The organism is Cupriavidus sp. WKF15 (assembly GCF_029278605.1).
Classification (GTDB): domain Bacteria; phylum Pseudomonadota; class Gammaproteobacteria; order Burkholderiales; family Burkholderiaceae; genus Cupriavidus.
This window is the reverse complement of sequence record NZ_CP119572.1, coordinates 391,175-414,624: the sequence shown is the minus strand read 5'-3', so window position 1 is coordinate 414,624 and position 23,450 is coordinate 391,175. Positions and strand designations below refer to the sequence as shown.

Genomic DNA, 23,450 nt, shown 5'->3' with positions numbered 1-23,450 from the left:
TTCCGATCACGGCGCGGCCGGCACTGGCCAGCGCCGCCAGCACGGGAGTTACGATGTGTGAGATCTTTATCCGCGCCAACCCGCAGTCCTACGCGTGCCAGGCGCGATCGCTGCGGCTGCACGGCGTTGCCACCAGCATCCGGCTCGAAAACCTGTTCTGGGAAGTGCTCGACGAGCTGGCGCAGCGCGACGGCATGACCGTCAACCAGCTCATCACCCGGCTGCATGACGAACTGACCACGCATCGCGGTGACGAGGCCGTGGCCGGCAATTTTTCATCGTTCCTGCGTGTGTGCTGCCTGCGCTACCTGATGCTGCAAGGCAAGGGCCGCATTCCTGCCGATGCCGGCGTTCCGATCGGCTCGCTTGATGCGCGCTCGGTGCTGGACAGCCTGCCGCCGTCGTGGGTGGAGGCACCGTCCGGTGCGGCGCACTAGCCGCTTTCAGGCGTCTGCGGATCCGTTCAGTCGCTGAGGATCCGCGTCTCCGCCGCCTCCAGCGCCTCGGGCGTGCCGCGCAGCACGACGATATCGCCGGCTTCGAGCACCGTGTCCGGCTCCGGGTCGAAGGCGCGGATGCCCCGGCGGCGCACGGCCGTGACCTCGGCGCCGATCCGCTCCAGCCCCAGCGCGCCGATGCGCCGGCCCACCGACGTCGCCGCCGGCCCGAGCGACACCGAGTGCAGCCGCACTGTCTCGCGCTCGACCATGTCCTCCTCATCGTCGCGGCCGTGGAAGTAGCCGCGCAACAGGCTATAGCGCGCGTCACGCGCTTCCTGTACGCCGCGCAGAACATGCCGCATGGGCACCCCGAGCAGCACCAGCGCATGTGACGCCAGCATCAGGCTGCCTTCGATGATCTCAGGCACGACCTCGGTGGCGCCGGCCTTCTGCAGCGTGTCAAGTTCCGAATCGTCGACCGTGCGCACGATCACCGGCAGTGCCGGCGCCAGCTCCTGCACGTGGTGCAGCACCTTGAGCGCGGACGGCGTGTTGGCGTAGGTGACGATGATCGCCGCGGCACGGTGGATACCCGCGGCAATCAGCGCCTCGCGCCGGCCGGCGTCGCCATAGACCACCGTGTCCCCCGCCGCGGCGGCGTCGCGCACGCGGTCCGGATCCAGGTCGAGGGCCACGTAGGTGATGCCCTCGCGCTCGAGCATATGGGCCAGGTTCTGGCCGCTGCGCCCGTAGCCGCAGATGATGGCGTGCTTCTCAGTCTGCAGGCTTTGCGCGGCAATGCGCGTCATGTTCAGCGATTGCATCAGCCATTCGTTCGCGGCAAAGCGCAGCACAATGGCGTCGCTGTACTGGATCAGGAATGGCGCGGCCAGCATCGACAGCAGCATCGACGCCAGGATCACCTGGATCAGCACCGGATCCACGAGGTTCAGCCCGTCGATCTGGTTGAGCAGCACGAAGCCGAATTCGCCGGCCTGCGCCAGCCCAAGGCCGGTACGGATCGCCACCCCCTGGCGCGAGCCGAATAGCCTTGCCAGTACGGCGATCAGCACCAGCTTGAACAGGATCGGCACGACCAGCAGCATCAACACCAGCCATGCGTGCTCCAGCACCACCTGGATATTGAGCAGCATGCCGATGGTGACGAAGAACAACCCCAGCAGCACATCGCGGAAGGGCTTGATGTCCTCTTCCACCTGATGCCGGTACGGCGTCTCCGAGATCAGCATGCCGGCCATGAACGCGCCCAGCGCCATCGACAGGCCCAGCCGCTCGGTCAGCGCGGCCATGCCGAGGGTGACCAGCAGCAGGTTCAGCATGAACAGCTCCTGCGACCGCCGCGCCGCCACCACGTGGAACCAGCGGCTCATCAGGCGCTGGCCCAGGAAGAAGATCGCGCCCAGCGCCACGGCGATCTTGGCCGTGGCCATGCCCAGCGCCACGGCCAGGTCGCCCGGGTCGCGCGACAGCGCCGGGATCACGATCAGCAGCGGCACCACGGCCAGGTCCTGGAACAGCAGCACGCTGATGATGTTGCGGCCGTGCTCGCTTTCCAGCTCCATGCGCTCGGCCAGCATCTTCGAGACGATCGCCGTGGACGACATGGCCAGCGCCCCGCCGAGCGCCACCGACGCCTGCCACGACAAGGGAAACAGCCAGTTGAACAGCCAGCTCGCCGGCACCACGGCCAGCATCGACAGCGCCACCTGGGAGCCGCCCAGCCCGAACACGAGCCGTTTCATGGCGCGCAGCTTGCTGAGGTTGAACTCCAGGCCGATCGAGAACATCAGGAAGACCACGCCGAACTCGGCCAGGTACTTTGTCTGGGCTGTGTCGCTGGCCAGGCCCATCGCATGCGGGCCGATCAGGATGCCGACCGCCAGGTAACCGAGCATGGGTGGCAGCTGCAGCATGCGGAACGCGACCACGCCGAAGACGGCGGCAGCCAGCAGCACCAGGGTCAGTTCCAGCGGAGAATGCATCGGACGCTCAGGATGAACCGGCCAGGGCAGCCGGCTGTGCCCCGGCACGGGCGCCCTGCCGGCGGAACACGGCAAGCGCGGCGCTCGCCGGGACAGCCCGGGCGTCGCCGCATTCGTTGGTATACTTCGTCGCCATGATAGCCAATTTCGATGCGGATCGAGCACTCCGGCTCGCCCGCAGTACCCTCCAGATTGAAGCCGACGCGGTCGCCGCGCTTTCCGGGCGCCTGACCGCCGACTTCGCGCATGCCGTGCAGCTCGTCCTCCAGTGCAGCGGACGTGTCGTGGTGTCCGGCATCGGCAAGTCCGGCCATATCGGCCGCAAGGTCGCCGCCACGCTGGCCTCCACCGGTACGCCGTCGTTCTTCGTGCATCCGGCCGAAGCCAGCCACGGCGACCTGGGCATGGTCACGCGCGACGATGTGCTGATCGCGTTCTCCAATTCCGGCGAGACCGGCGAGCTGCTGTCGATCATCCCGATCGTCAAGCGCATCGGCGCCCGGCTGATCTCGATCACCGGCAACCCGGAATCGAACCTGGCCAAGCTGGCGGACGTGCATCTCGACGCCGGCGTGGAACAGGAGGCCTGCCCGCTGAACCTGGCGCCGACGGCGAGCACGACCGCGGCGCTGGCGCTTGGCGACGCGCTGGCGGTGGCGGTACTCGATGCGCGCGGCTTCGGCGAGGAAGACTTCGCCCGCTCGCACCCCGGCGGCGCGCTCGGCCGCAAGCTGCTGACCCACGTGCGCGATGTCATGCGAACCGGCAATGCCGTGCCTGAAGTCCGCGAGAACACGCCGCTGGCCCAGGCACTGATGGAGATCACGCGCAAGGGCATGGCCATGACCGCGGTGGTCGACCCGGACGGCGTTGCCATCGGCGTGTTCACCGACGGCGACCTGCGCCGCCTGCTGGAAACCCCGCGCGACTGGAAGACCGTGCCGATCGGCGAGGTGATGCACCGCAACCCGCACGTGATCCATGAAGACCAGCTCGCCGTCGAAGCCGTGCAGGTCATGGAAGCCAACCGCATCAACCAGTTGCTGGTGGTCGACCATGACGGGCGCCTGGTGGGCGCGCTGCACATCCACGACCTGACCCGGGCCAAGGTCATCTGAACCCCGGCGCGCACGCAACGACACCATGCAGGCTCTCCTGTCTTCCCTCACCGGGATCGTGTTGCGGCTGCTGCCGCTGCTGCTGATGGCAGTGGTGGCCGGCAGCACGTTCTGGCTGGTGCAGATCAATACGCAGCAGGAAGGCACCAAGGCGCCGACCGTACGCAAGCACGAGCCCGACTACTACATGGAACGCTTCTCGGCCACCGAGCTCGCGCAGGACGGCAGTACCAAGATGCGCTTCACCGGCGACAAGATGGTCCACTTCGGCGACGATCAGTCCTACGAAGTGACCCGTCCCGCCATGCGCGCCTACCAGCCTGACCGCCCGCCGGTGAGCGTGCGCGCCGATCGCGGCAACATGAATGCCGAAGGCTCGGTCATCGACCTGTACGGCAACGGCTTCGTCGAGCGGCAACAAGGCGCCGACGCAGCCAAGGACCCGCTGATGACGGCCGCCTCGGAGTACTTCCGGGTCCTGGTCAATGACGACATTGTCAAGACCGACAAGGCCGTGAAGCTCACGCGCGGCCCGTCGCTCATGACCGCCAACGGGCTGATCTTCAACAACGTTACCCGCGAAGTACAATTGCTGGGCAACGTACGCGGCACCATCATTACCGGTGCGCCCACCCGGACCCCGGGATCCTGACAACAACAGCCGCCCGCGCACCACGGGGCGGCACCGCGGACCTGAGCACCGCGCCTGAACCTCCGCCTTCCTGCGACTCTTGCCAACATGATTGCTTCCCTGACGACCTTGTCCCGCCGGCGCGCCTCCCCGTTGCTGCTGGCCGTGGCGACCACGCTTGCCGTGCTGGCGCCGCTGGGCGCCCATGCCGAACGCGCGGACCGGGACAAGCCGCTGGTCCTGGAAGCCGACAACGCCAGCTACGACGACGTCAAGCAGATCTACACGCTGACGGGCAACGTGATCCTGACCAAGGGCACCATGGTGCTGAAGTCGGACGCGGCCGAGATCCGCACCGATCCCGAGGGCTACCAGTTCGCGGTGGCCACGGCCAAGGCCGGCAAGCAGGCCTATATCCGGCAGAAGCGTGAAGGCGTGGACGAGTACATGGACGGCTGGGGCGATCGCATCGAGTACGACGGCAAGCAGGAAATGTCCAAGCTGATCGGCCACGCCCGCATGGCCCGCCTGCAGGGCGCCAAGCTGGTCGACGAGATCCGTGGCGCGGTGCTGACCTACGACAGCCGCAACGAGTTCTACACAGCTGCCGGCGGCGGTGACAACACCTCGGCCGGCAACCCGTCGGGACGCGTGCGCGCAGTGCTCTCGCCGCGCCAGCAAGCTAGCGGTGCGGCCGCCGCCCCGCCACTCGACCTGAAGCCGGCGCCCGCGCCGTCCAGCAAGCCCTGAATTACGCGCCCGAGCGCACCACCGCCACCATGATCGATACCGCAATGCTCGCCCCCACGTCCGCTTCCGCCGCCAACGACGGCCGTGCCGACAGCAGCACGATGGTCGTGCGCCACCTGAAGAAGCGCTACGGGTCGCGCACGGTGGTGAAGGACGTGTCGCTCGACGTGAAAAGCGGCGAGGTCGTGGGCCTGCTCGGTCCGAACGGCGCGGGCAAGACCACGTCGTTCTACATGATCGTGGGCCTGGTGGCGCTGGACGAGGGCGATATCGTGCTCGACGGCAAGCACATCAGCGGCCTGGCCATCCACGAGCGTGCGCGCATGGGCCTGTCCTACCTGCCGCAGGAAGCTTCGGTGTTCCGCAAGCTCAATGTGGAAGAGAACATCCGCGCGGTGCTGGAGCTCCAGCTCGAAAACGGCAAGGCGCTGCCCAAGGCCGAGATCGACCGCCGCCTCGATACGCTGCTCGACGACCTGCAGATCGCCCACCTGCGCAACAATCCCGCGCTGTCGCTGTCGGGCGGTGAGCGCCGCCGTGTGGAAATCGCGCGCGCGCTGGCATCGTCGCCGCGCTTCATCCTGCTCGACGAGCCATTTGCCGGCGTGGACCCGATCGCGGTCGGCGAGATCCAGCGCATCGTCAGCTTCCTCAAGGCACGCAACATCGGCGTGCTGATCACCGACCACAATGTGCGCGAAACGCTCGGCATCTGCGACCACGCGTATATCATCAGCGAAGGCACCGTACTCGCAGCGGGCCAGCCCGAAGACATCATCGCCAACGAGTCGGTGCGTCGCGTCTATCTGGGCGAGAACTTCCGCATGTGAAGCCGGGGCAGAAACTGTCCCCTTGGCAGAGACGATCAGGCAGCATCAGCGATAGCAATTTCCGTTCCAACAACGGGAAGATGCGCATAGAATAGGTCGCATGAAACCGTCGCTACAGCTCCGCCTCTCCCAGCATCTTGCCCTCACGCCGCAATTGCAGCAGTCGATCCGGCTGCTGCAGCTTTCCACGCTGGAACTGCAGCAGGAAGTCGAGCAGGCCCTGACCGAAAACCCGCTGCTCGAGCGCGAGAACGACTGGATCGAAAGCCCGCTGCGCGTGGCTGCGGACGGCTCGGTCAATCTGCAGAGCGCACCGGCACCCGCACCAGCGGAACCGCAGGGCAATGGCGAAGCAAACGCCAACGGCGCGGGCGCAGATGAAGAAGGCTACAGTGACAGCGGTGGCGACGATTACGGCAGCGACTGGAGCCTGGACGATTTCGCGCGGCGCCCGCAGGGCGATGACGACGAGAAGACGCCCATGCAGTTGCGCGATGCCGAGCCCACCCTGCGCGAACACCTGATGGAACAGCTCGCGCCGCTGAAGATCTCTACACGTGACAAGGGGCTCGCGATCTTCCTGATCGAATCGCTCGACGACGACGGCTACCTGAGCGCGTCGCTAGAGGAGATCTGCGCCGAGCTGCCCGAGGAACTCGAATTCGAGGTCGAGGAAGTGCAGGCCATACTCGCGCTGCTGCAAAGCTTCGACCCGCCCGGCGTAGGCGCGCGCAATGCCGCCGAATGCCTGACCCTGCAGCTGCGCCGGCTGCAGCACCCGCAGCGCGAGCTGGCATTGTCGATCGTCAACCATCACCTGGAACTGCTTGCCGTGCGCGACTACACGCGGTTGAAAAAAGCACTGCAGGTGGACGAAGCGGCGCTCAAGGCCGCCCACGAATTGATCCGCTCGCTCGCGCCATATCCGGGCCACGCGTACAGCCGCCCCGAAGCCGACTTCGTGGTGCCGGACGTGTTCGTGCGCAAGGGCGGCGGCGGATGGATCGCGCAGCTCAACCCGGACGTGATGCCGCGCCTGCGCATCAACGATATGTATGCGCAGATCCTGCGCGGAGCCAAGGGAGAGTCCGGCGCGGCCGGCCTGCAGCAGAAGCTGCAGGAAGCGCGCTGGCTGATCAAGAATATCCAGCAAAGGTTCGACACGATCCTGCGAGTTTCGCAGGCAATTGTCGAACGTCAGAAGAACTTTTTCACGCATGGCGAAATCGCGATGCGCCCCTTGGTTTTGCGGGAGATTGCCGATACACTGGGATTACACGAGTCAACCATATCCCGGGTGACGACTAATAAATACATGGCAACGCCAATGGGTACTTTCGAACTGAAGTACTTTTTCGGCAGCCACGTGTCCACCGAAACTGGTGGCGCGGCTTCATCAACGGCCATCCGCGCCTTGATCAAGCAACTTATAGGAGCCGAAGACCCGAGGAGTCCTCTTTCCGACAGCCGAATTGCCGAATTGCTGGGTGAACAAGGCTTCGTCGTCGCGCGCCGTACCGTCGCCAAGTATCGCGAAGCCCTGAAGATCCCTGCTGTCAATCTCCGCAAGACTTTGTAGCCGAGTTGCACCGCCTGCCTGGTGCAGCTCTTTCAGAAGGAGAAGCGCTATGAACTTCAAGATCAGTGGACACCACCTGGACATCACGCCCCCTCTGCGTGAGTACGTGGAAACGAAGCTGGAGCGTATCGTCAGGCATTTCGATCAAGTCATTGGCGTCAGCGTGCTACTCTCAGTCGACAATCACAAGGAAAAGGACAGGCGGCAGTACGCGGAAATCAATCTGCACCTCCGGGGCAAGGACATCTTTGTCGAAGCCCACCACGAAGACCTGTATGCGGCCATCGACGCACTCGTCGACAAGCTGGACCGCCAGGTGATTCGCTACAAGGACCGCGTGCAAGGCCACGACCGCGAAGCGGTCAAGTACCAGATGGCCGAGTCACAATTACAGCAGCAATGATCATGCCTGCCAGTCGTTAGGCTGGCCCTCAAAAAGGGACTGATAAAAGCAAGCCGCGCCATGTAGCGCGGCTTTTTTGCATCCGCGGCCACAGCCTTGCCCGGGCCGCTGGCACAAGTGTTCGCAACTGGCGCCGCACGGTGTATGCTCTCCAAGACATAGCCGGTGGCGACTCCGGTGCGCCCGCCCTACCCTGGTGCGGCGGCACCAGCACGGGCCGGGACCTACAGGGACCGGCGCTGCATTGCACAAGAACAGGGGAGACGCTGCTCTATAATGGCCGAACTAATGGCCGAACGCCTGGCAAACCATGGCCTCGCCGCAATCCGGCCCTGCTTCGTTTCCGGGCTGAGCAGTCCGATCTGCCTGCTAACTGAAATCCTCGCATCGCCCATGAATCGTTTGGCCAAACTGCTGCCACCCGGCAACATCAAACTCGACGTCAGCGTCACCAGCAAGAAGCGTGTCTTCGAGCAAGCCGGGCTCCTGTTCGAGAACAATCATGGCGTGGCGCGGGCGACCGTGACCGACAACCTGTTCGCGCGCGAGTCGCTGGGTTCAACCGGCCTGGGCGCGGGCGTGGCCATTCCGCATGGACGCATCAAGGGTCTGAAGCAACCGCTGGCTGCCTTCATGCGGCTGGCGGAGCCGATTCCGTTCGAATCGCCGGACGGCAAGCCGGTCTCGCTGCTGATCTTCTTGCTGGTGCCGGAACAGGCCACGCAGCAGCACCTCGAAATCCTTTCCGAAATTGCCCAGCTGCTATCGGATCGCGACATGCGCGAAGGCCTGGCAACGCTGGCCACGCCGGACGCGGTTCACGAACTCCTGACGCAGTGGCATCCCTGATCCTCCCCCTGGGCTGGCAACAGACCGGACAACCGTAAAGTCCGGCACGGTCCCCGCTCCGAAAGTCATACCGCATGGAACTCACCGGCGTCACCTCCCAGTCGATCTTCGACGACAACGCAGCCGACATCAAACTCTCGTGGGTGGCTGGCCTGGAGGGTGCGGATCGCGCCTTCGACGTGGAGTTTGCCCGCGAGGCTACCTCGGCCGCGGACCTGGTTGGCCACCTGAACCTGATCCACCCGAACCGGATCCAGGTGCTGGGCAAGCCCGAGATCACCTATTACCAGCGCCTGGACGACGAGACCCGCAAGCGCCAGATGGGCGAGCTGATCCTGCTCGAGCCGCCGTTCCTGGTGGTGGCCGACGGCATGGAACCGCCGCCGGACCTGGAGCTGCGCTGCACGCGCTCGTCCACGCCGCTGTTCACCACGCCGGTCTCCTCGGCGGCGGTGATCGACCACCTGCGGCTTTACCTGTCGCGCATTTCCGCGCCGCGCGTGACCATGCACGGCGTGTTCCTCGACATCCTGGGCATGGGCGTGCTGATCATGGGCGAGTCGGGTCTCGGCAAGAGCGAGCTCGGCCTGGAACTGATCTCGCGCGGTCACGGCCTGGTCGCCGACGATGCGGTGGATTTCGTGCGCCTGGGGCCCGATTTCATTGAAGGCCGCTGCCCGCCGCTGCTGCAGAACCTGCTGGAAGTGCGCGGCCTGGGCCTGCTCGACATCAAGACCATCTTCGGCGAGACCGCCGTGCGGCGGAAGATGAAGATGAAGCTGGTGGTCCAGCTGGTGCGCCGCAACGACGGCGAGTTCGAACGCCTGCCGCTCGACTCCCAGTACCTCGACGTGCTGGGCCTGCCAATCCATATGGTCAAGATCCAGGTGGCGGCCGGCCGAAACCTCGCCGTGCTGGTCGAGGCCGCCGTGCGCAACACCATCCTGCGCCTGCGCGGCATCGATACCCTGCGCGACTTCATGGACCGCCAGCGCGCCGCAATGCAGGCCGACGCGGTCTCGCGCGGACAGGGCCGCCTGCTCTGAGCGGCGATCGCGACAAGCCGCGGCACGTTTTCAATTGCTTACATCGGCGTTGACAAATAAGTCAACGCGGTGGGGATATGCCTCGTTTTGTGCTGTAATGGGCATCGAGCCCAGTCCGTAGCCGCAGCGCCCGCCGTTGGCTGGCGAAAATGCGGCCACGAAGTTTTCCACAGCCAGGAGAGCAAGCATGAAGAAACTGATCGCGATGTGTGTGCTGGTGACGCCGTTGCTGGCCACCGGCGCCTTTGCCCAGCCGGCCACCCCGGCAACGCCCGCCACCCCGGCAACGCCTGCTGCTCCGGCCGCGGCGCCCAAGGCCGCGCCCGCATCCGCCGCAAAGGCTCCCACCGCGCAGCAGCAGAAGATGAAGGACTGCAACGACCAGGCTGGCGACAAGAAAGGCGACGATCGCAAGGCCTTCATGAAGCAGTGCCTTTCGGCCAAGGGCGTGCAGCCGACCAAGACCCAGCAGGAAAAGATGTCGGCCTGCAGCAAGGAAGGCAAGGGCAAGAAGGGCGACGATTACAAGGCGTTCATGAAGGAATGCCTGTCGAAGTAATCAGCTGCCGATGCTGACCAGAATGGCGAACCGGGCGGTTCGCCATTTTTGCGTGGAGAGGCCACTGTCATGACGTGGCCACCTCCGGATGCTATGCTCTCCATGCTATGCGCATCATCCTCATCACCGGCATCTCCGGCTCCGGCAAATCCGTCGCACTGAACGTGCTTGAAGATGCAGGCTACTACTGCGTCGATAACCTGCCGGCCCAATTCATCCCCGACCTGGCCCGCTACCTTGCGGCCGAGGGCTATACGCACCTTGGCGTGGCCACCGACATTCGCAGCCGCGAATCGCTGGACCACCTGCCCGACACGGTTCGCGAACTGGCCGAGACCCATCAGGTCGAAGTCGTGTTCCTGACGGCAAGCACCGATGCGCTGGTGCAGCGCTATTCGGAAACGCGGCGCCGGCACCCGCTGTCGATCCTGACCAACGGCGCGCCGGGCACCGAAGGCGATCCGGCGTTCAACGACCGCGCGCTGATGGAAGCCATCGAGATGGAGCGCGAACTGCTGAGCCCGCTGGCCGAGTCCGCGCACCGCATCGACACCAGCAACGTGCGCACCAATACCCTGCGCAGCTGGATCAAGGAGCTGATCCGCGAAGACAGCCAGCGACTCACGCTGCTGTTCGAGTCGTTCGGCTTCAAGCACGGCGTACCCAGCGATGCCGACCTGGTCTTCGACGTGCGTTCGCTGCCCAACCCGTACTACGACCTCGCGCTGCGCCCGCTGACCGGCCGCGACGGCCCGGTAATCGACTTCCTCCAGGCCCAGCCGATGGTGCTGGCGATGGCCGAAGACATCCGCGCCTATGTCGAAAAGTGGCTGCCGAGTTTCATTGCGGACAACCGCAGCTACCTGACCGTGGCCATCGGCTGCACCGGCGGACAGCACCGTTCGGTCTATATTGCGGAAAGGCTCGCCAACTATTTCCGCGCGCATGGTAATGTGCTGGTAAGACACCGCGAGCTCGCACCGGCAGCATAGCCGCCTGCGTGGCCCTACGGTGCCGCCAGGCAAGTCAAGCCCTGGCAGCCATGGCGGTCGCCGCACCCGATCCGGCGGCCGGTTTCCCCGATCCAGTGGAACGCCAGCCATCGCATGTCCTCGACAGACCTTCTCCGTCACACCACTCCCGTCGACGCGACGCCGCCGACGCTGGATGACCTGCCCCTCTTTCCACTGCACACGGTGCTATTCCCGGATGGCCGCCTGCCGCTGCGCGTTTTCGAGAAGCGCTATGTGGACATGGTGCGCAATTGCCTGCGCGATGCAGCGCCGTTCGGCGTCTGCCTGATTGCCAGTGGCGAGGAAGTTGCGCAGCCTGGCAAGCAAACCGTGCCGGAATCGATCGGTTGCCTGGCCGAAATCGTCGATTGCAACATGGAGCAGCTTGGCGTGCTGCTGATCGAAACGCGCGGCCGACAGCGCTTCCGCGTGCTTGAGCACCGCAAGCGTGACGACGGGCTGCTCGTGGCAAGCGTCGAGTTGCTGCCCGCCGACATCATCGACTGCAAGCTCGAACTGCTGGGCGAATGCCTGTCAGTGCTGCGCCGGATCGTCACGCGGCTGCATGCCGAGCAGCCCGACCGCATGCCGTTCGCCGAACCCTACCTGTGGGACGACCCGAGCTGGGTCACCAACCGCCTGTGCGAACTGCTGCCGGTGCCGCTCAAGGCCAAGCAGATGCTGATGGAGCTGCCCGATGCGGGCATGCGCATCGAGATCGTGCACCGCTACATGCGGCAGCACCACATGGTGTAGCGAGTTGGCTGCGGCGGCGTCAGAACAGGCCGCCGCGGGCCTGCGTCTCGAGCAGCTTGCGCACCGGTGCTGGCGTGCCAAGCGCGTCGAGATCGTCGAGCGACAGCCATCGTTGCGCCGGCCCGGAATCCGGTTCGCGCAGCGACAGCGCCGCCATGTCGACCCGGATCGCGCGGATCAGCAGCCGGAAATGCGTGAAGACATGGACCAGCTCGCCGGCCAGGTCGGCGCGCGACGGTTCGCCGAACGCTCGCGCATAGCCCAGCGCGTCCTCCTCCGCGAGTTCCGCGTCGAACGGCACCGTTGCCACCGGCATCTCCGGCAGGCTCCACAAACCGCCCCAGACACCGCTGTCCGGGCGCAACTGCAGCAGCACGTCGCGCCCATGGCGCAGCATGACCATCACGGTGCTTCGCTCCGGCACCGCTGCGCGTGGCTTGGGGGTCGGCAGCGTAGCGGTCAGGCCATCGCGGCGCGCCACGCAGTCCGCCGACAGCGGGCACGCCGCGCCATCGGCCAGACATGCCGGCTTGCCGCGCGAACAGACGGTCGCTCCAAGATCCATCAGGCCCTGCGTGTAGGCCACCATATCGTCAGCCTGGCGCGGCCCCGCTGCGGGCAGCGCGGCCTCGGCCAGCTCCCACATGCGTTTCTCGATGGCACGCTCGCCCGGGTGGCCGTGAATGCCGAAGAAGCGCGCAAAGACACGCTTGACGTTGCCGTCCAGGATCGGGGACCGCACGCCGGCACTGAAGGCTGCGACCGCCGCGGCGGTGGAGCGGCCAATGCCCGGCAACGTGGCCAGCACGGCGGGATCGGTCGGAAACCGGCCCCCATGGTCGCTGACGACCTGCATGGCGCAGCGGTGCAGGTTGCGCGCGCGCGAGTAGTAGCCCAGCCCCGCCCACAGCGCCATCACCTGGTCGGCCGGCGCGGCGGCCAGCGCCTGCACCGTCGGTAGCTGCGCGACGAAGCGCTGGAAGTAGTCGATGACCGCGCTCACCTGCGTCTGCTGCAGCATGATCTCCGAAAGCCAGATCCGGTATGGATCGCGCGTGTTCTGCCAAGGCAGGTCATGCCGGCCGTGCATGCGCTGCCAGTCGACCACGCGCGCGCCGAAGCCGGCGGGAACCTGGATGTCGGGCGGCACGGCGACGGCGTTGGCGGACGAGACTGCGGGGGCGGACTTGCGGGGCATCGGGGACAATCGGGCGCGTGGATGGCGTGGCAGGCAAATGGGCCACGCAAAAGAAAAAGCGCCGCACAGAGGCGGCGCCACATGATATACCGGCCAGCCCGGGATCAGGCCACGGCCAGTTGCGCGCCTTCGGTGTCAGCCTCGGGACGGACGATGCGCAGGGCATGGGCCTCGATGCGCCCGCTGCGCTCATCCAGGCCATTGAGCACCTCCTCCAGGTCGGCGATGCGGCTTTCCAGCGTGTCGGTAGCCTCGTGGATGCGTTCGATCGAATCCACGCGGCGGCGCAGCTGCTTCTGGTGCTCGCGCACCTGCGCCTCCAGCGGCGTCATCACGGACTTGAGCCAGACTTCGATATCGCGGTTCAGGTCGCGGAAATTCTCCAGCACGCGGCTGGCCATGGTATCGAACGCCCCCTGCACCAGGTTCGGCCGCGAACGCGTCAGCATGCTGACCGCGCCGAAGTGCGATTGGACGAGTTGCAGGATCTCGGTGAGTTCGGCGACATAGCGCGTGGTCACGAACTGCATCGGCGCGGGCAGCGTGAAGCCGTGCTCGGCGTTGAAGCGCCGGTACATGCTGTCGATGAGCTGGTGCAGCTGGCTGATCTTGTTGTCGGCGTCGGTGATCAGCGTGGTGAGCTGCGCGAACAGCGCGTCCATGTCTTCGCGCAGGCCGCGCGAGAAGAATCGCTCCTTCATCTGCTCGCGCGCGGTGCGCATGGTGCGGCGCACGTCGCGCAGTTGCAGGCTCTTGATGATGTCGGCGCTGTGGCGGCCGAACACCAGGCGCAAGGCCTGGAACTTGCTGATGCTCTGTTCGAACTCTTCCTTCTCGCTCTGCACGCGCAGCAGCATGTGCTTGACCATCGCGTGGTTCTTGCCGCGCAGGCCGCGCAGCTCGAACAGCTGCTCGACGATGTCGCGGCGGCGGCTCTGCAGCAGCTGCTGCGCGCCGCGCGACATGTCCTGCACCGCGCGGTGGACCTGGTCGGCCACGATCTCGCGCCGGCGCGGGATCAGCTGGTCGGACAGCACGTGCTCGAAATGCGGCAGGCCACTGCGTGCCAGCAGCGTCTGGTCATGCGTGACCTTCGCCACCAGGCCCTTCTGCGCCGACACCGGATAGACGCGCCCCTGCTCGATGCCGAGCACTTGCGCCGTCGAGGTGACCTGGCCCGAGATCTCCTTCGCGATCTCGGCCTGCGACTTCAGCGGGTCCCACAGGCCGTCGATCTTGTTGAGCACGGCCAGGCAGCCGCGCCGATGGCCTGCGCCTACGTGCCCGCGCCAGAGTTCCAGATCGCTCTTGGTCACGCCGGCGTCCGCGGCCAGCACGAACACCACCACGTGTGCATCCGGGATCAGGCGCAGCGTCAGCTCAGGCTCGGTGCCGATCGCGTTCAGCCCCGGCGTATCGAGAATGACCAGCCCCTGGCGCAGCAGCGGATGCGGGAAATTGATGACCGCGTGGCGCCAGCGCGAGATCTCGACCATGCCTTCGGCATCCACCGCGTAGGCGGCATCGGGATCTTCCTCGTGGTACAGGCCCAGCGCTTCGGCCTGGGCCGGCGGCACGCGGATGGTCTCGACCACATGCTGGAACGCGGCCAGCATCCCCTCGGGCGACGATGGGTCGAGCGGCACCGAATGCCAGTGCGACGCGGACGTGCCCGCTTCGAGGAAATCCGCGGTCGAGGCCTCCTGCAGCCGGGTTTCGATCGGCAGCAGGCGGATGCTGGGCGGCTCGTGCTCGTCGTAGCGCAGCTCCGTCGGGCACATGGTGGTGCGTCCCGCCGACGACGGCAGGATGCGGCGCCCGTAGTCGGCGAAGAAGATAGCGTTGATCAGTTCGCTCTTGCCGCGCGAGAACTCGGCAATAAAGGCGACCTTAAGCCGGTCGCTGCGCAGCACGTTCTGGATGCGCTGCACGCGCTCTTCGGCCGTCGCATCGTAGAGCTCGTGCTGCTGCAGCCACGACTGGAATTCGGCCAGCGCCTGGAGTACCCCGGTTCTCCAGGCGCCATATTGTTCAAATTGGTGTGCGAGCGTTGTCATGGCGGCGGTTCGGCTGGGTTCCTGTCCGGCAATCTGGCGCAAGTGCCGACTTTGCAAGCGGGTGCGTTTTTGTAACTTTTTATGTCTGCGCACAAGATACAGGTTTCCGGGGCGCTTTTGTGGAATTCGCGTCCCTTGGCAGGAGAGTGTTGCGCCGAGCCATCGACGCAGGAGCGGCGCGGCCTTCCGACCTCCCCTGAGACTCCGCGTTTCAGTGCTGGCAGTGCGTGCAGTAGAAGGTCGAACGCTGACCCTGGACGATCTGCCGTACCGGCGTGCCACAGACACGACAGGGCTCCCCGGCGCGGTCGTAGACAAAGCAGTCGAGCTGGAAATAGCCGCTGGCGCCGTCGCTGCCGACAAAGTCGCGCAGCGTACTGCCACCGCGTTCGATCGCCTGCGCCAGGGTTTCGCGCACGGCCAGCGCCAGCCGCTCGCAGCGCGCCAGGCTCAGCCGGCCAGCCGGCGTGGTCGGGCGGATGCCCGCACGGAACAGGCTTTCCGAAGCGTAGATGTTGCCCACGCCGACCACGATCGTACCGGCCAGCAATACTGTCTTGATCGCGGCGGAGCGCCCGCGCGTATGCCGGTGCAGCCAGCCACCGTCGAAATGCGGATCAAACGGCTCAATGCCGAGCCCGCGCAGCAATGGGTGCCCGGGCAGCATGGCCTCGCTCAACGGGCTCCAGAGCACCGCGCCGAAACGGCGCGGATCGCGAAAGCGCAGCACGATGCGGCTGGTGCCGGCGTCATCCAGCACCAGATCCAGGTGGTCGTGGGCGCCGGCGGGCGGCGCATCCGGCAGCACGCGCAAGGTCCCGGTCATGCCCAGGTGAACCAGCAGCCAGCCGGCATCGCCCGTAACTTCGTCGACACACTCCAGCAGCAGGTACTTGCCGCGCCGTTCGATACGCCGCACCAGGCGTCCGGCCAGGCGCGCCTCCAGGTCGTCCTCGACCGGCCAGCGCAGGCCCCGGTGGCGCACCGTCACGTCGGCAATACGCCGCCCCACCACATGCGGCAGCAGGCCGCGCCGGGTCACTTCGACCTCCGGCAATTCAGGCATCGAACCTCTCCGTTGGTTACCGCTCCAAACTCCTGCCGGCAGCGCGCCCGCATGGCTGCGCCGGCAAGCAGCGCATTGTAGCGGCAGGCTACAATGCCCCTATCATTCGAACACCTGAGCGCGCCGGAGCAATCATCACATGTCGGAACTTTTTCCGGATCCCGTTGCGAGACCCGCTGCGAACGCTGTCCCGGGCCGCGCGAACTTTCCCGCGCAGGCCAGCGCCAGGCGCCACCTCCGGTCCCTGACCGCGGCCGCCTGCCTGGCGCTTGCCGCGATCGGCGCGGTCCAGGCCGCCCCGGCGCAGGCCGACAAGGCACCGGCCGGCGTCACGCTGCCGAACGTGCCGCTCACTGGCGACATCATGTACAGCGTGATGGCCGCCGAAATCTCGCTGCAACGCGGACTGGTGGGACCGGCCTACCGTACCTATGTCGAACTGGCGCGCTCCACGCGCGACCCGCGCTTCGCCCAGCGGGCGACGGAGATCGCCTTCAATGCGCGCATCCCGCAGCAGGCGCTCGATGCCGCGCGGCTGTGGAGCGACATCGCGCCGGGCTCGCCGGCAGCGCGGCAGGTGCTGTCGACCCTGCTGGTGCTCAATGGCCGCTGGACCGAAGCACGGCCGCTGCTGGCCCAGCAACTGGCCGGCGTGCCCGCCAGCCATCGTGCCGAGAGCATCCTCCAGCTTCAGCAGCAGATGTCGCGCACGAGCGACCCGGCCGGCGCGGCTTCGTTGCTGCAAGACCTGACCCGGGACGACGCGCGCTTGCCGGAAACCCAGCTTGCGATTGCCCGGGCGCAGGAGATCGCCGGCAACATGCCCGCCGCGCTCGCGGCGCTGGACGAAGCGCTGCGGCTGCGCCCCGACTTCGAGCCCGCGGCGCTGATGGCGGCCGAATTGCGCGCCGAGAACGAGCCCGCTCAGGCCATTGCCGGCCTGCGGCGCTTCCTCGACAAATCGCCGCAGTCCGTCAGCGGGCATATCACGCTGGCGCGCCTGTACCTGATGCGCAACGACATGCCGGCGGCGCGCCAGGAGTTCGAGACGCTGCGCAAGGTCGCGCCAAACGACCCGCGCGTGCCGCTCGCACTGGGCCTGACCAGCCTCCAGGCCAGGGAGTTTGGCGAAGCCGAGCAATACCTGAAGGAGTACCTGCAGCTCGCCGAGAAGGTGCCGACGGCCAATCCGGACATCGCCTTCCAGTACCTGGCGCAGATTGCCGAAGAGCGCAAGGACTACGCGGGTGCGATCCAGTGGCTGGAACGCATCGAGGACAGCCGCCTGGCTCCGGCCGCCGCGGCCAAGCGCGCGCAGTTGCTCGCGCGCATGGGCAAGCTCGACGATGCCCAGGCCATCTTCGGCGACATGCTCAGCGACGCCGAGGACATCTCCGATCCGGCCCAGCGCGCGCAGCGCATGATGGCCATCCGCCAGGCCGAAGTCGCCACGCTGATGGAGACCAAGTCCTACGACCGCGCGCGCAAGCTGCTCGACGAACGCATCACGGCCGAGCCGGACAATGCGGACTGGATCTACGAGCTGGCCATGCTGGACGAGCGCCTGAAGCGCTACGACAGCATGGAAAAGGGCCTGCGGCGCGTGATCGCGCTGCAGCCTGAGCAGAAACAGGGGTACAACGCGCTCGGCTACTCGCTGGCCGACCGCAACGTGCGCCTGCCCGAAGCGCGCAAGTTGCTCGAGCGCGCCTCCGAACTCGGGCCCGATGATCCATACATCATGGATAGCCTGGCCTGGGTGAAATTCCGTATGGGCGAGCTGCAGCCGGCGGCGGAACTGCTCAAGAACGCCTATGCCAAGGCCCCCGAGGCCGAGATCGGCGCGCACCTGGGCGAAGTGCTGTGGCAGCTCGGCGAGCGCGACGAAGCCCGCAAGACATGGACCGAAGCCGCCAAGATCGAGCCGGAGAACGAAACCCTGGTCGACACCCTGCGCCGCTACAACGTGCTGCTGTCCAAATAGGCCCAGGCCTGTCCGTGCGACTGGCCGTGCCATCTGTCGCGGGCTGCCCCACCAGGGCAGCCCGCTTTCCTGAATGCCAACCATGAACCGATCCCGCCGCCTGGCCCTGCTTTGCCTTGGCGCACCCATGCTGCTGGCAGCCTGCGCCAGCGTAGCGCCTTCGCGCAGCTTCGATGCGGGCGAGACCGCCGCAAGCCGTCACTACACCGGCCGCTTTTCCGCAAACTACGTCCGCTATGGCCGCGACGAAGGCGTACAGGGCAACTTCCGCTGGGAGGAACAGGGCCGCAACGTGCGCCTTGACCTACTGTCGCCGCTGGGCCAGACGCTGGCCGTCGTCACCGCCACGCCATCGGGCGCGACGCTCGACCTGCCCAACAAGCCGCCACGCAACGCGCCCGAAGTCGACAGCCTGCTCGAGGAGGCGCTCGGCTTTGCGCTGCCGGTGGCCGGCATGCGCGACTGGCTGCACGGCCGCCCGTCGGCCGGCCGTCCGGCCAGCGCCACGCGCGATGCCCAGGGCCGCCTTGCCACACTGGCCCAGGATGGCTGGAGCGTGCGCTACGTGGCCTGGCAGGACGCGCCCCCCGGCACGCAGACAGCCGCGGCGCGGCCGCGCCGCATCGACCTGGAGCGCGACAGCGGCCCCACGCCGCTGTCGGTCAAGCTCGTGATCGACCCGGAGGAAACACCTTGACCGAAACCATCAAGCTGCCGCCGCCGGAACTGCGCGATTGCCCGGCCCCGGCCAAGCTCAACCTGTTCCTGCATGTCACGGGCCGGCGCCCGGATGGCTACCACACGCTGCAGACCGTGTTCCAGCTCGTGGACTGGTGCGACACCCTGCATTTCCGGCGCCGCGACGACGGCGTCGTGACGCGCGTCACCGACATCCCGGGCGTGCCGCCGCAGACCGATCTCGTCGTACGCGCCGCGCGTGCGCTACAGCAGGCGACCGGTACGCGCTACGGCGCCGACATCGAAATCGACAAGATCCTGCCGATGGGCGGTGGCATCGGCGGCGGCTCATCCGACGCGGCCACCACGCTGCTCGCGCTCAACCGCCTGTGGGGGCTTGGCCTGCCGCGCGCGGAGCTGATGCGAATCGGGCTGACGCTGGGTGCGGACGTGCCGGTCTTCGTATTCGGGGAGAACGCCTTCGCCGAAGGCGTGGGCGAAGAACTGACGCCCGTGGAGCTGCCGGATAGCTGGTTCGTGATCGTCCACCCGAAGCAACACGTACCGACCGCTGAAATTTTTTCGGATGAGTGCTTGACAAGGGACACACCCCTCTCCATAATTGCGGTCTTCGCTGCTTGCACAAACAAATTCTCTTTCGGTCGCAACGACCTGGAAGCGATAGCAACAGCGAAGTTCGGCGAAGTTGCCCGAGCCCTTGAATGGCTGAAGCAGTTCAATCAGCATGCAAGGATGACCGGCTCCGGAGCCTGCGTGTTTGCACGTTTTCCCGACGAGCAGACGGCGCAGCAGGTCCTGAAGCGGTTGCCTCCCGAGTGGGATGGCAGGTGTGTGCGTAGTCTGGCACATCACCCGCTCGCAGCGTTCGCATAGCAAGTTATCGTTCGGCGCGGTATTGCAGTCAGGTACCACGAAGAACGGCAAGGTTGTGTAGGGGAGTCGCCAAGTTGGTCAAGGCACCGGATTTTGATTCCGGCATTCGAAGGTTCGAATCCTTCTTCCCCTGCCATTACATTCCTATAGTGTCGTTACGACACTCAGTATCAGTCACCGGCCTCGCCGGTGACACCAAGCTCCCCCAGCAGCAAGACAGGTGCCCCGAATGAGCAGCGAAGGCTTGATGGTATTTACCGGCAACGCCAACCCCAAACTCGCGGAGGCTGTCGTACAGCACCTCGGCATTCCGCTGGGCAAGGCGCTCGTTGGCCGTTTCTCCGACGGAGAAGTTCAGGTCGATATCCAGGAAAACGTTCGCGGCAAGCACGTCATCGTGCTGCAGTCCACCTGCGCGCCGACCAACGACAACCTGATGGAACTGATGGTGATGGTCGACGCGCTCAAGCGCGCCTCGGCACGCAGCATCACCGCCGCAATGCCCTACTTCGGCTACGCCCGCCAGGACCGCCGCCCGCGTTCGGCGCGCGTGGCGATCTCGGCCAAGGTCGTGGCCAACATGCTGGAAGTGGCCGGCGTGGACCGCGTCTTGACCATGGACCTGCACGCTGACCAGATCCAGGGCTTCTTCGATATCCCCGTCGACAATATCTACGCATCCCCGGTACTGCTGGGCGACCTGCGCGAGAAGAACTACGGCGACCTGCTGGTCGTGTCGCCGGACGTCGGCGGCGTGGTCCGCGCCCGTGCGCTGGCCAAGGAACTGAACTGCGACCTGGCGATCATCGACAAGCGTCGTCCCAAGGCCAACGTGGCCGAGGTGATGAACATCATCGGTGAAGTCGATGGCCGCAACTGCGTGATCATGGACGACATGATCGACACCGGCGGCACGCTGTGCAAGGCGGCCCAGGTGCTGAAGGAACGTGGTGCGCTGAAGGTCTTCGCCTACTGCACGCACCCCGTGCTGTCCGGCGGCGCGGCTGCCCGCATCGCGGACTCCGCACTGGACGAAGTGGTGGTGTGCGACACCATCCCGCTGTCGGAAGAAGCGGCCAAGTGCGGCAAGATCCGCCAGCTGTCGACAGCTCCCCTGCTGGCCGAGACGTTCACGCGTATCGTCAAGGGCGACTCGATCATGTCGCTGTTTGCGGGTTCCTGATAGAATGTTCGGCTTTGCCACGCCGGTTGCGGATATTCCGACGACCGGCGTGATGTGACCGGCGCATCGGTTTCGATTGCGCCACAACAGGGCTGTCTGGTCGCGGACAGCCTTCTTACTTTGGAGTCATCATGAAAGTAGTCGCTTTCGAGCGTAGCGTACAGGGAACGGGTGCGAGCCGCCGCCTGCGCAATTCGGGCAAGACCCCCGGCATCATCTACGGCGGCGCCGCCGACCCGAAGATGATCGAACTGGATCACAACGCACTGTGGCACGCCCTGAAGAAGGAAGCCTTCCACTCGTCGATCCTGGACCTGGAAGTTGCCGGCAAGTCGGAAAAGGCCCTGCTGCGCGCATTCCAGATGCACCCGTTCAAGCCGATGGTGCTGCACGTCGATTTCCAGCGCGTGTCGGCCTCGGAAAAGATCCACGTCAAGGTGCCCCTGCACTTCATGAACCAGGAAACCGCTCCTGGCGTGAAGCTGGGCCACGGCCTGGTCAACCACATCGTCAATGACCTGGAAGTGTCGTGCCTGCCGGCCGACCTGCCTGAGTTCATCGAAGTGGACGTCGGCACGATGGAACTGGGCCAGACCCTGCACCTGGCTGACCTGAAGCTGCCGAAGGGCGTGACCGTCGTGACCCACGGCGACGAAAACCCGGCCATCGCCAGCATCTCGCTGCCGGCTGGTGCCGCTTCGGCTGCCGAAGGCGCTGCTGAAGGCGAAGGCGAAACGCCGGCTGCCTAAGCAACCTAAGCTGCCCGAGTTGCCAGACCGCACCGCGGCCTGGCAGCAAGACGGAAAGAACCGCCGGTCATGCCGGCGGTTTTTTTTGGCGTATGCTTGGCGCCTGCAGGGCGACAGCGCCCCCGCCGCCATCCAAACCAGTTCATCGCATGATCAAGCTCATCGTCGGCCTCGGCAATCCCGGCGCGGAATACGAGGCTACCCGCCACAACGCTGGCTTCTGGTTGGTGGACCAGCTTGCCCGCATGGGCGGCACTACGCTGCGCGTCGAAGGCCGCTTTCACGGCCTGGCCGGGCGCGCACGCCTGTGGGACCAGGACATCTGGCTGCTCAAGCCGTCCACGTTCATGAACCGGTCCGGCCTGGCCGTGGTCTCGCTGGCCCGCTTCTACAAAATCCTGCCCGACGAAATTGTCGTCGCGCACGATGAGATGGACCTGCCGCCGGGCGCCGCCAAGCTCAAGCGCGGCGGCGGCGCGGGCGGCCACAACGGCCTGAAGGATATTGCCGCCCACCTGACCACGCAGGAGTTCTGGCGCCTGCGCCTGGGCGTGGGCCATCCGCGCAACCTGCCCGGCGGCGCCGGCGCAGGCCGCGAGGATGTCGTCAGCTTCGTGCTCAAGCCACCGCGCAAGGAAGAGCAGCAGGCGATCGACGAAGCCATCGACCGCTGCGTTGACCCGCTGGGCCTGCTGGCACGCGGAGAGTCCGAGCGCGCAATGATGGCGCTGCACACGACGCGCTGATCCCCGGCCAACAAAAAACCCGCCTTCCGGCGGGTTTTTTGCTGCGAGTACGCCGAGGCGCCAACGTGTCAGGCCGCGTGCTTGGCCGCGGTCAGCAGCCGGTACCGCTGCATCAGGACTTCGTGGGTCTCGACGCGGTTCGGATCCTTGGGGATGCAGGCGACGGGGCAAACCTGCTGGCATTGCGGCTCGTCGAAATGCCCGACGCATTCCGTGCACTTGTTGGGGTCGATTTCATAGATCTCGGGCCCCATCGAAATGGCTTCGTTCGGGCACTCGGGTTCACAAACGTCGCAGTTGATGCAGTCGTCGGTGATCAGTAGCGCCATGATGTTTCCTTCCAGCTGACGCGCCCGCGCCCGAACTGGCCGCGGATCGACGCGTCTCAAACCGTTATTTTATTCCGGTTTGCCGATTTTCTCTTGCAGCCAGCGCTCCACCGACGGGAACACGAACTTGCTGACATCGCCACCCAGCACGGCAATCTCGCGCACGAAGGTGCCGGAGATGAACTGGTACTGGTCCGACGGCGTCAGGAACATGGTTTCCACGTCCGGCAGCAGGTAGCGGTTCATGCCCGCCATCTGGAACTCATACTCGAAATCCGACACGGCGCGCAGGCCGCGCACGATTACGCGCGCGTTGTTCTTGCGGACAAAATCCTTGAGCAGCCCGGCAAAGCCCTCGACACGCACGTTGGGGTAGTGGCCCAGCACTTCACGAGCAATGCTGATGCGCTCTTCGAGCGAGAAAAACGGACGCTTGTTGGGGCTGTGCGCCACGCCAACCACCAGCTCGTCAAAAATATTCGACGCACGGCGGACCAGATCCTCGTGCCCCCGGGTCATGGGATCAAACGTACCGGGGTAGACCGCGATGGCCATACTTCCTCCTTGATCTGCCCGCTGCCGGTCCTTT

At 65.9% G+C, this 23,450-nt stretch carries 26 protein-coding genes and 1 tRNA gene; 19 read left to right on the top strand and 8 right to left on the bottom strand.

Going from position 1 to position 23,450, the window contains the following annotated elements:
• Positions 1–53: 53 nt before the first annotated feature.
• Positions 54–437 carry a ribbon-helix-helix domain-containing protein gene (locus CupriaWKF_RS02005; protein WP_276099379.1) on the top strand — a complete coding sequence of 128 codons (384 nt, stop codon included), beginning with the start codon at positions 54–56 and terminating at the stop codon, positions 435–437.
• Positions 438–463: 26 nt separating this feature from the next.
• On the opposite strand, the gene CupriaWKF_RS02000 is transcribed toward CupriaWKF_RS02005, so the two are convergent.
• Positions 464–2,443 (bottom strand): monovalent cation:proton antiporter family protein, encoded by a 1,980-nt coding sequence (locus tag CupriaWKF_RS02000; RefSeq protein ID WP_276099378.1) that lies wholly within the window; start codon positions 2,441–2,443, stop codon positions 464–466.
• Positions 2,444–2,450: 7 nt separating this feature from the next.
• The gene (locus CupriaWKF_RS01995) at positions 2,451–2,579 is read right to left on the bottom strand and encodes a hypothetical protein (protein ID WP_276099377.1); all 129 of its coding nucleotides are present in this window, start codon (positions 2,577–2,579) and stop codon (positions 2,451–2,453) included.
• Here CupriaWKF_RS01995 and CupriaWKF_RS01990 point away from each other — a divergent pair.
• The 8 genes from CupriaWKF_RS01990 (at position 2,578) to hprK (ending at position 9,649) form a co-directional block, all read left to right on the top strand.
• The gene (locus tag CupriaWKF_RS01990; protein ID WP_276099376.1) at positions 2,578–3,561 is read left to right on the top strand and encodes a KpsF/GutQ family sugar-phosphate isomerase; all 984 of its coding nucleotides are present in this window, start codon (positions 2,578–2,580) and stop codon (positions 3,559–3,561) included. The genes CupriaWKF_RS01995 and CupriaWKF_RS01990 overlap by 2 nt on opposite strands.
• 25 nt (positions 3,562–3,586) lie before the next feature.
• A complete protein-coding gene (gene lptC, locus CupriaWKF_RS01985; RefSeq protein ID WP_276099375.1) occupies positions 3,587–4,213 on the top strand; it encodes an LPS export ABC transporter periplasmic protein LptC in 627 nt (208 codons plus the stop codon).
• A gap of 87 nt (positions 4,214–4,300) precedes the next feature.
• Positions 4,301–4,942, top strand: coding sequence for a lipopolysaccharide transport periplasmic protein LptA (lptA, locus tag CupriaWKF_RS01980; protein ID WP_276099374.1), 642 nt, complete (start codon positions 4,301–4,303; stop codon positions 4,940–4,942).
• Between the two features lie 44 nt (positions 4,943–4,986).
• Complete coding sequence (gene lptB, locus CupriaWKF_RS01975; RefSeq protein WP_276100634.1) at positions 4,987–5,772, top strand: LPS export ABC transporter ATP-binding protein; 786 nt, start codon at positions 4,987–4,989, stop codon at positions 5,770–5,772.
• A gap of 100 nt (positions 5,773–5,872) precedes the next feature.
• Positions 5,873–7,351 (top strand): RNA polymerase factor sigma-54, encoded by a 1,479-nt coding sequence (locus tag CupriaWKF_RS01970; protein ID WP_276099373.1) that lies wholly within the window; start codon positions 5,873–5,875, stop codon positions 7,349–7,351.
• 49 nt (positions 7,352–7,400) lie between these two features.
• Positions 7,401–7,754, top strand: coding sequence for a ribosome-associated translation inhibitor RaiA (raiA, locus tag CupriaWKF_RS01965; protein WP_276099372.1), 354 nt, complete (start codon positions 7,401–7,403; stop codon positions 7,752–7,754).
• Positions 7,755–8,147: 393 nt separating this feature from the next.
• Positions 8,148–8,603, top strand: a complete 456-nt coding sequence (locus CupriaWKF_RS01960) for a PTS sugar transporter subunit IIA (protein ID WP_276099371.1) — start codon at positions 8,148–8,150, stop codon at positions 8,601–8,603.
• 74 nt (positions 8,604–8,677) lie between these two features.
• Positions 8,678–9,649 (top strand): HPr(Ser) kinase/phosphatase, encoded by a 972-nt coding sequence (gene hprK, locus CupriaWKF_RS01955; protein ID WP_011296542.1) that lies wholly within the window; start codon positions 8,678–8,680, stop codon positions 9,647–9,649.
• 30 nt (positions 9,650–9,679) lie between these two features.
• Here the strand turns inward: hprK and CupriaWKF_RS01950 are convergent, their stop codons facing one another.
• A complete protein-coding gene (locus tag CupriaWKF_RS01950; protein WP_276099370.1) occupies positions 9,680–9,838 on the bottom strand; it encodes a hypothetical protein in 159 nt (52 codons plus the stop codon).
• Between CupriaWKF_RS01950 and CupriaWKF_RS01945 the strand changes: the two genes are divergently transcribed.
• The 3 genes from CupriaWKF_RS01945 (at position 9,837) to CupriaWKF_RS01935 (ending at position 11,977) form a co-directional block, all read left to right on the top strand.
• Positions 9,837–10,208, top strand: a complete 372-nt coding sequence (locus CupriaWKF_RS01945; protein ID WP_276099369.1) for a PsiF family protein — start codon at positions 9,837–9,839, stop codon at positions 10,206–10,208. The genes CupriaWKF_RS01950 and CupriaWKF_RS01945 overlap by 2 nt on opposite strands.
• 107 nt (positions 10,209–10,315) lie before the next feature.
• Complete coding sequence (gene rapZ / locus CupriaWKF_RS01940; RefSeq protein ID WP_276099368.1) at positions 10,316–11,200, top strand: RNase adapter RapZ; 885 nt, start codon at positions 10,316–10,318, stop codon at positions 11,198–11,200.
• A gap of 114 nt (positions 11,201–11,314) precedes the next feature.
• Entirely contained in the window at positions 11,315–11,977 is a 663-nt protein-coding gene (locus CupriaWKF_RS01935) for an LON peptidase substrate-binding domain-containing protein (protein WP_276099367.1), read from the top strand.
• A 19-nt stretch (positions 11,978–11,996) separates the two neighbouring features.
• Here the strand turns inward: CupriaWKF_RS01935 and mutY are convergent, their stop codons facing one another.
• The 3 genes from mutY to mutM all read right to left on the bottom strand — a co-directional run bounded on the left by mutY (position 11,997) and on the right by mutM (position 16,298).
• Complete coding sequence (gene mutY, locus CupriaWKF_RS01930) at positions 11,997–13,175, bottom strand: A/G-specific adenine glycosylase (RefSeq protein WP_276099366.1); 1,179 nt, start codon at positions 13,173–13,175, stop codon at positions 11,997–11,999.
• 104 nt (positions 13,176–13,279) lie between these two features.
• Positions 13,280–15,232 carry a dynamin family protein gene (locus CupriaWKF_RS01925; protein ID WP_276099365.1) on the bottom strand — a complete coding sequence of 651 codons (1,953 nt, stop codon included), beginning with the start codon at positions 15,230–15,232 and terminating at the stop codon, positions 13,280–13,282.
• Between the two features lie 211 nt (positions 15,233–15,443).
• A complete protein-coding gene (gene mutM, locus CupriaWKF_RS01920; protein WP_276099364.1) occupies positions 15,444–16,298 on the bottom strand; it encodes a bifunctional DNA-formamidopyrimidine glycosylase/DNA-(apurinic or apyrimidinic site) lyase in 855 nt (284 codons plus the stop codon).
• A gap of 139 nt (positions 16,299–16,437) precedes the next feature.
• On the opposite strand from mutM, the gene CupriaWKF_RS01915 reads away from it, so the two are divergent.
• From CupriaWKF_RS01915 to pth, 7 genes are all read left to right on the top strand, one after another.
• Positions 16,438–18,282: a tetratricopeptide repeat protein gene (locus tag CupriaWKF_RS01915; RefSeq protein ID WP_276099363.1), complete on the top strand. Its 1,845-nt coding sequence runs from the start codon at positions 16,438–16,440 to the stop codon at positions 18,280–18,282.
• A 73-nt stretch (positions 18,283–18,355) separates the two neighbouring features.
• On the top strand, positions 18,356–18,979 hold the full coding sequence (gene lolB, locus CupriaWKF_RS01910) for a lipoprotein insertase outer membrane protein LolB (protein ID WP_276099362.1): 624 nt from the start codon (positions 18,356–18,358) through the stop codon (positions 18,977–18,979).
• Positions 18,976–19,854 carry a 4-(cytidine 5'-diphospho)-2-C-methyl-D-erythritol kinase gene (gene ispE / locus CupriaWKF_RS01905; protein ID WP_276099361.1) on the top strand — a complete coding sequence of 293 codons (879 nt, stop codon included), beginning with the start codon at positions 18,976–18,978 and terminating at the stop codon, positions 19,852–19,854. The genes lolB and ispE overlap by 4 nt, the downstream gene beginning before the upstream one ends.
• A gap of 59 nt (positions 19,855–19,913) precedes the next feature.
• Positions 19,914–19,990 (top strand) — tRNA-Gln (locus CupriaWKF_RS01900).
• Positions 19,991–20,083: 93 nt separating this feature from the next.
• On the top strand, positions 20,084–21,037 hold the full coding sequence (locus CupriaWKF_RS01895; RefSeq protein WP_276099360.1) for a ribose-phosphate pyrophosphokinase: 954 nt from the start codon (positions 20,084–20,086) through the stop codon (positions 21,035–21,037).
• A 131-nt stretch (positions 21,038–21,168) separates the two neighbouring features.
• Positions 21,169–21,786 (top strand): 50S ribosomal protein L25/general stress protein Ctc, encoded by a 618-nt coding sequence (locus CupriaWKF_RS01890; protein WP_276099359.1) that lies wholly within the window; start codon positions 21,169–21,171, stop codon positions 21,784–21,786.
• A gap of 149 nt (positions 21,787–21,935) precedes the next feature.
• Positions 21,936–22,532: an aminoacyl-tRNA hydrolase gene (gene pth, locus CupriaWKF_RS01885; protein WP_276099358.1), complete on the top strand. Its 597-nt coding sequence runs from the start codon at positions 21,936–21,938 to the stop codon at positions 22,530–22,532.
• 68 nt (positions 22,533–22,600) lie between these two features.
• Here the strand turns inward: pth and CupriaWKF_RS01880 are convergent, their stop codons facing one another.
• Together CupriaWKF_RS01880 and coaD are read right to left on the bottom strand one after the other, a co-directional pair.
• Entirely contained in the window at positions 22,601–22,861 is a 261-nt protein-coding gene (locus CupriaWKF_RS01880; RefSeq protein WP_011296529.1) for a YfhL family 4Fe-4S dicluster ferredoxin, read from the bottom strand.
• A 69-nt stretch (positions 22,862–22,930) separates the two neighbouring features.
• Positions 22,931–23,416 (bottom strand): pantetheine-phosphate adenylyltransferase, encoded by a 486-nt coding sequence (gene coaD, locus CupriaWKF_RS01875; protein ID WP_276099357.1) that lies wholly within the window; start codon positions 23,414–23,416, stop codon positions 22,931–22,933.
• Positions 23,417–23,450: the final 34 nt, after the last annotated feature.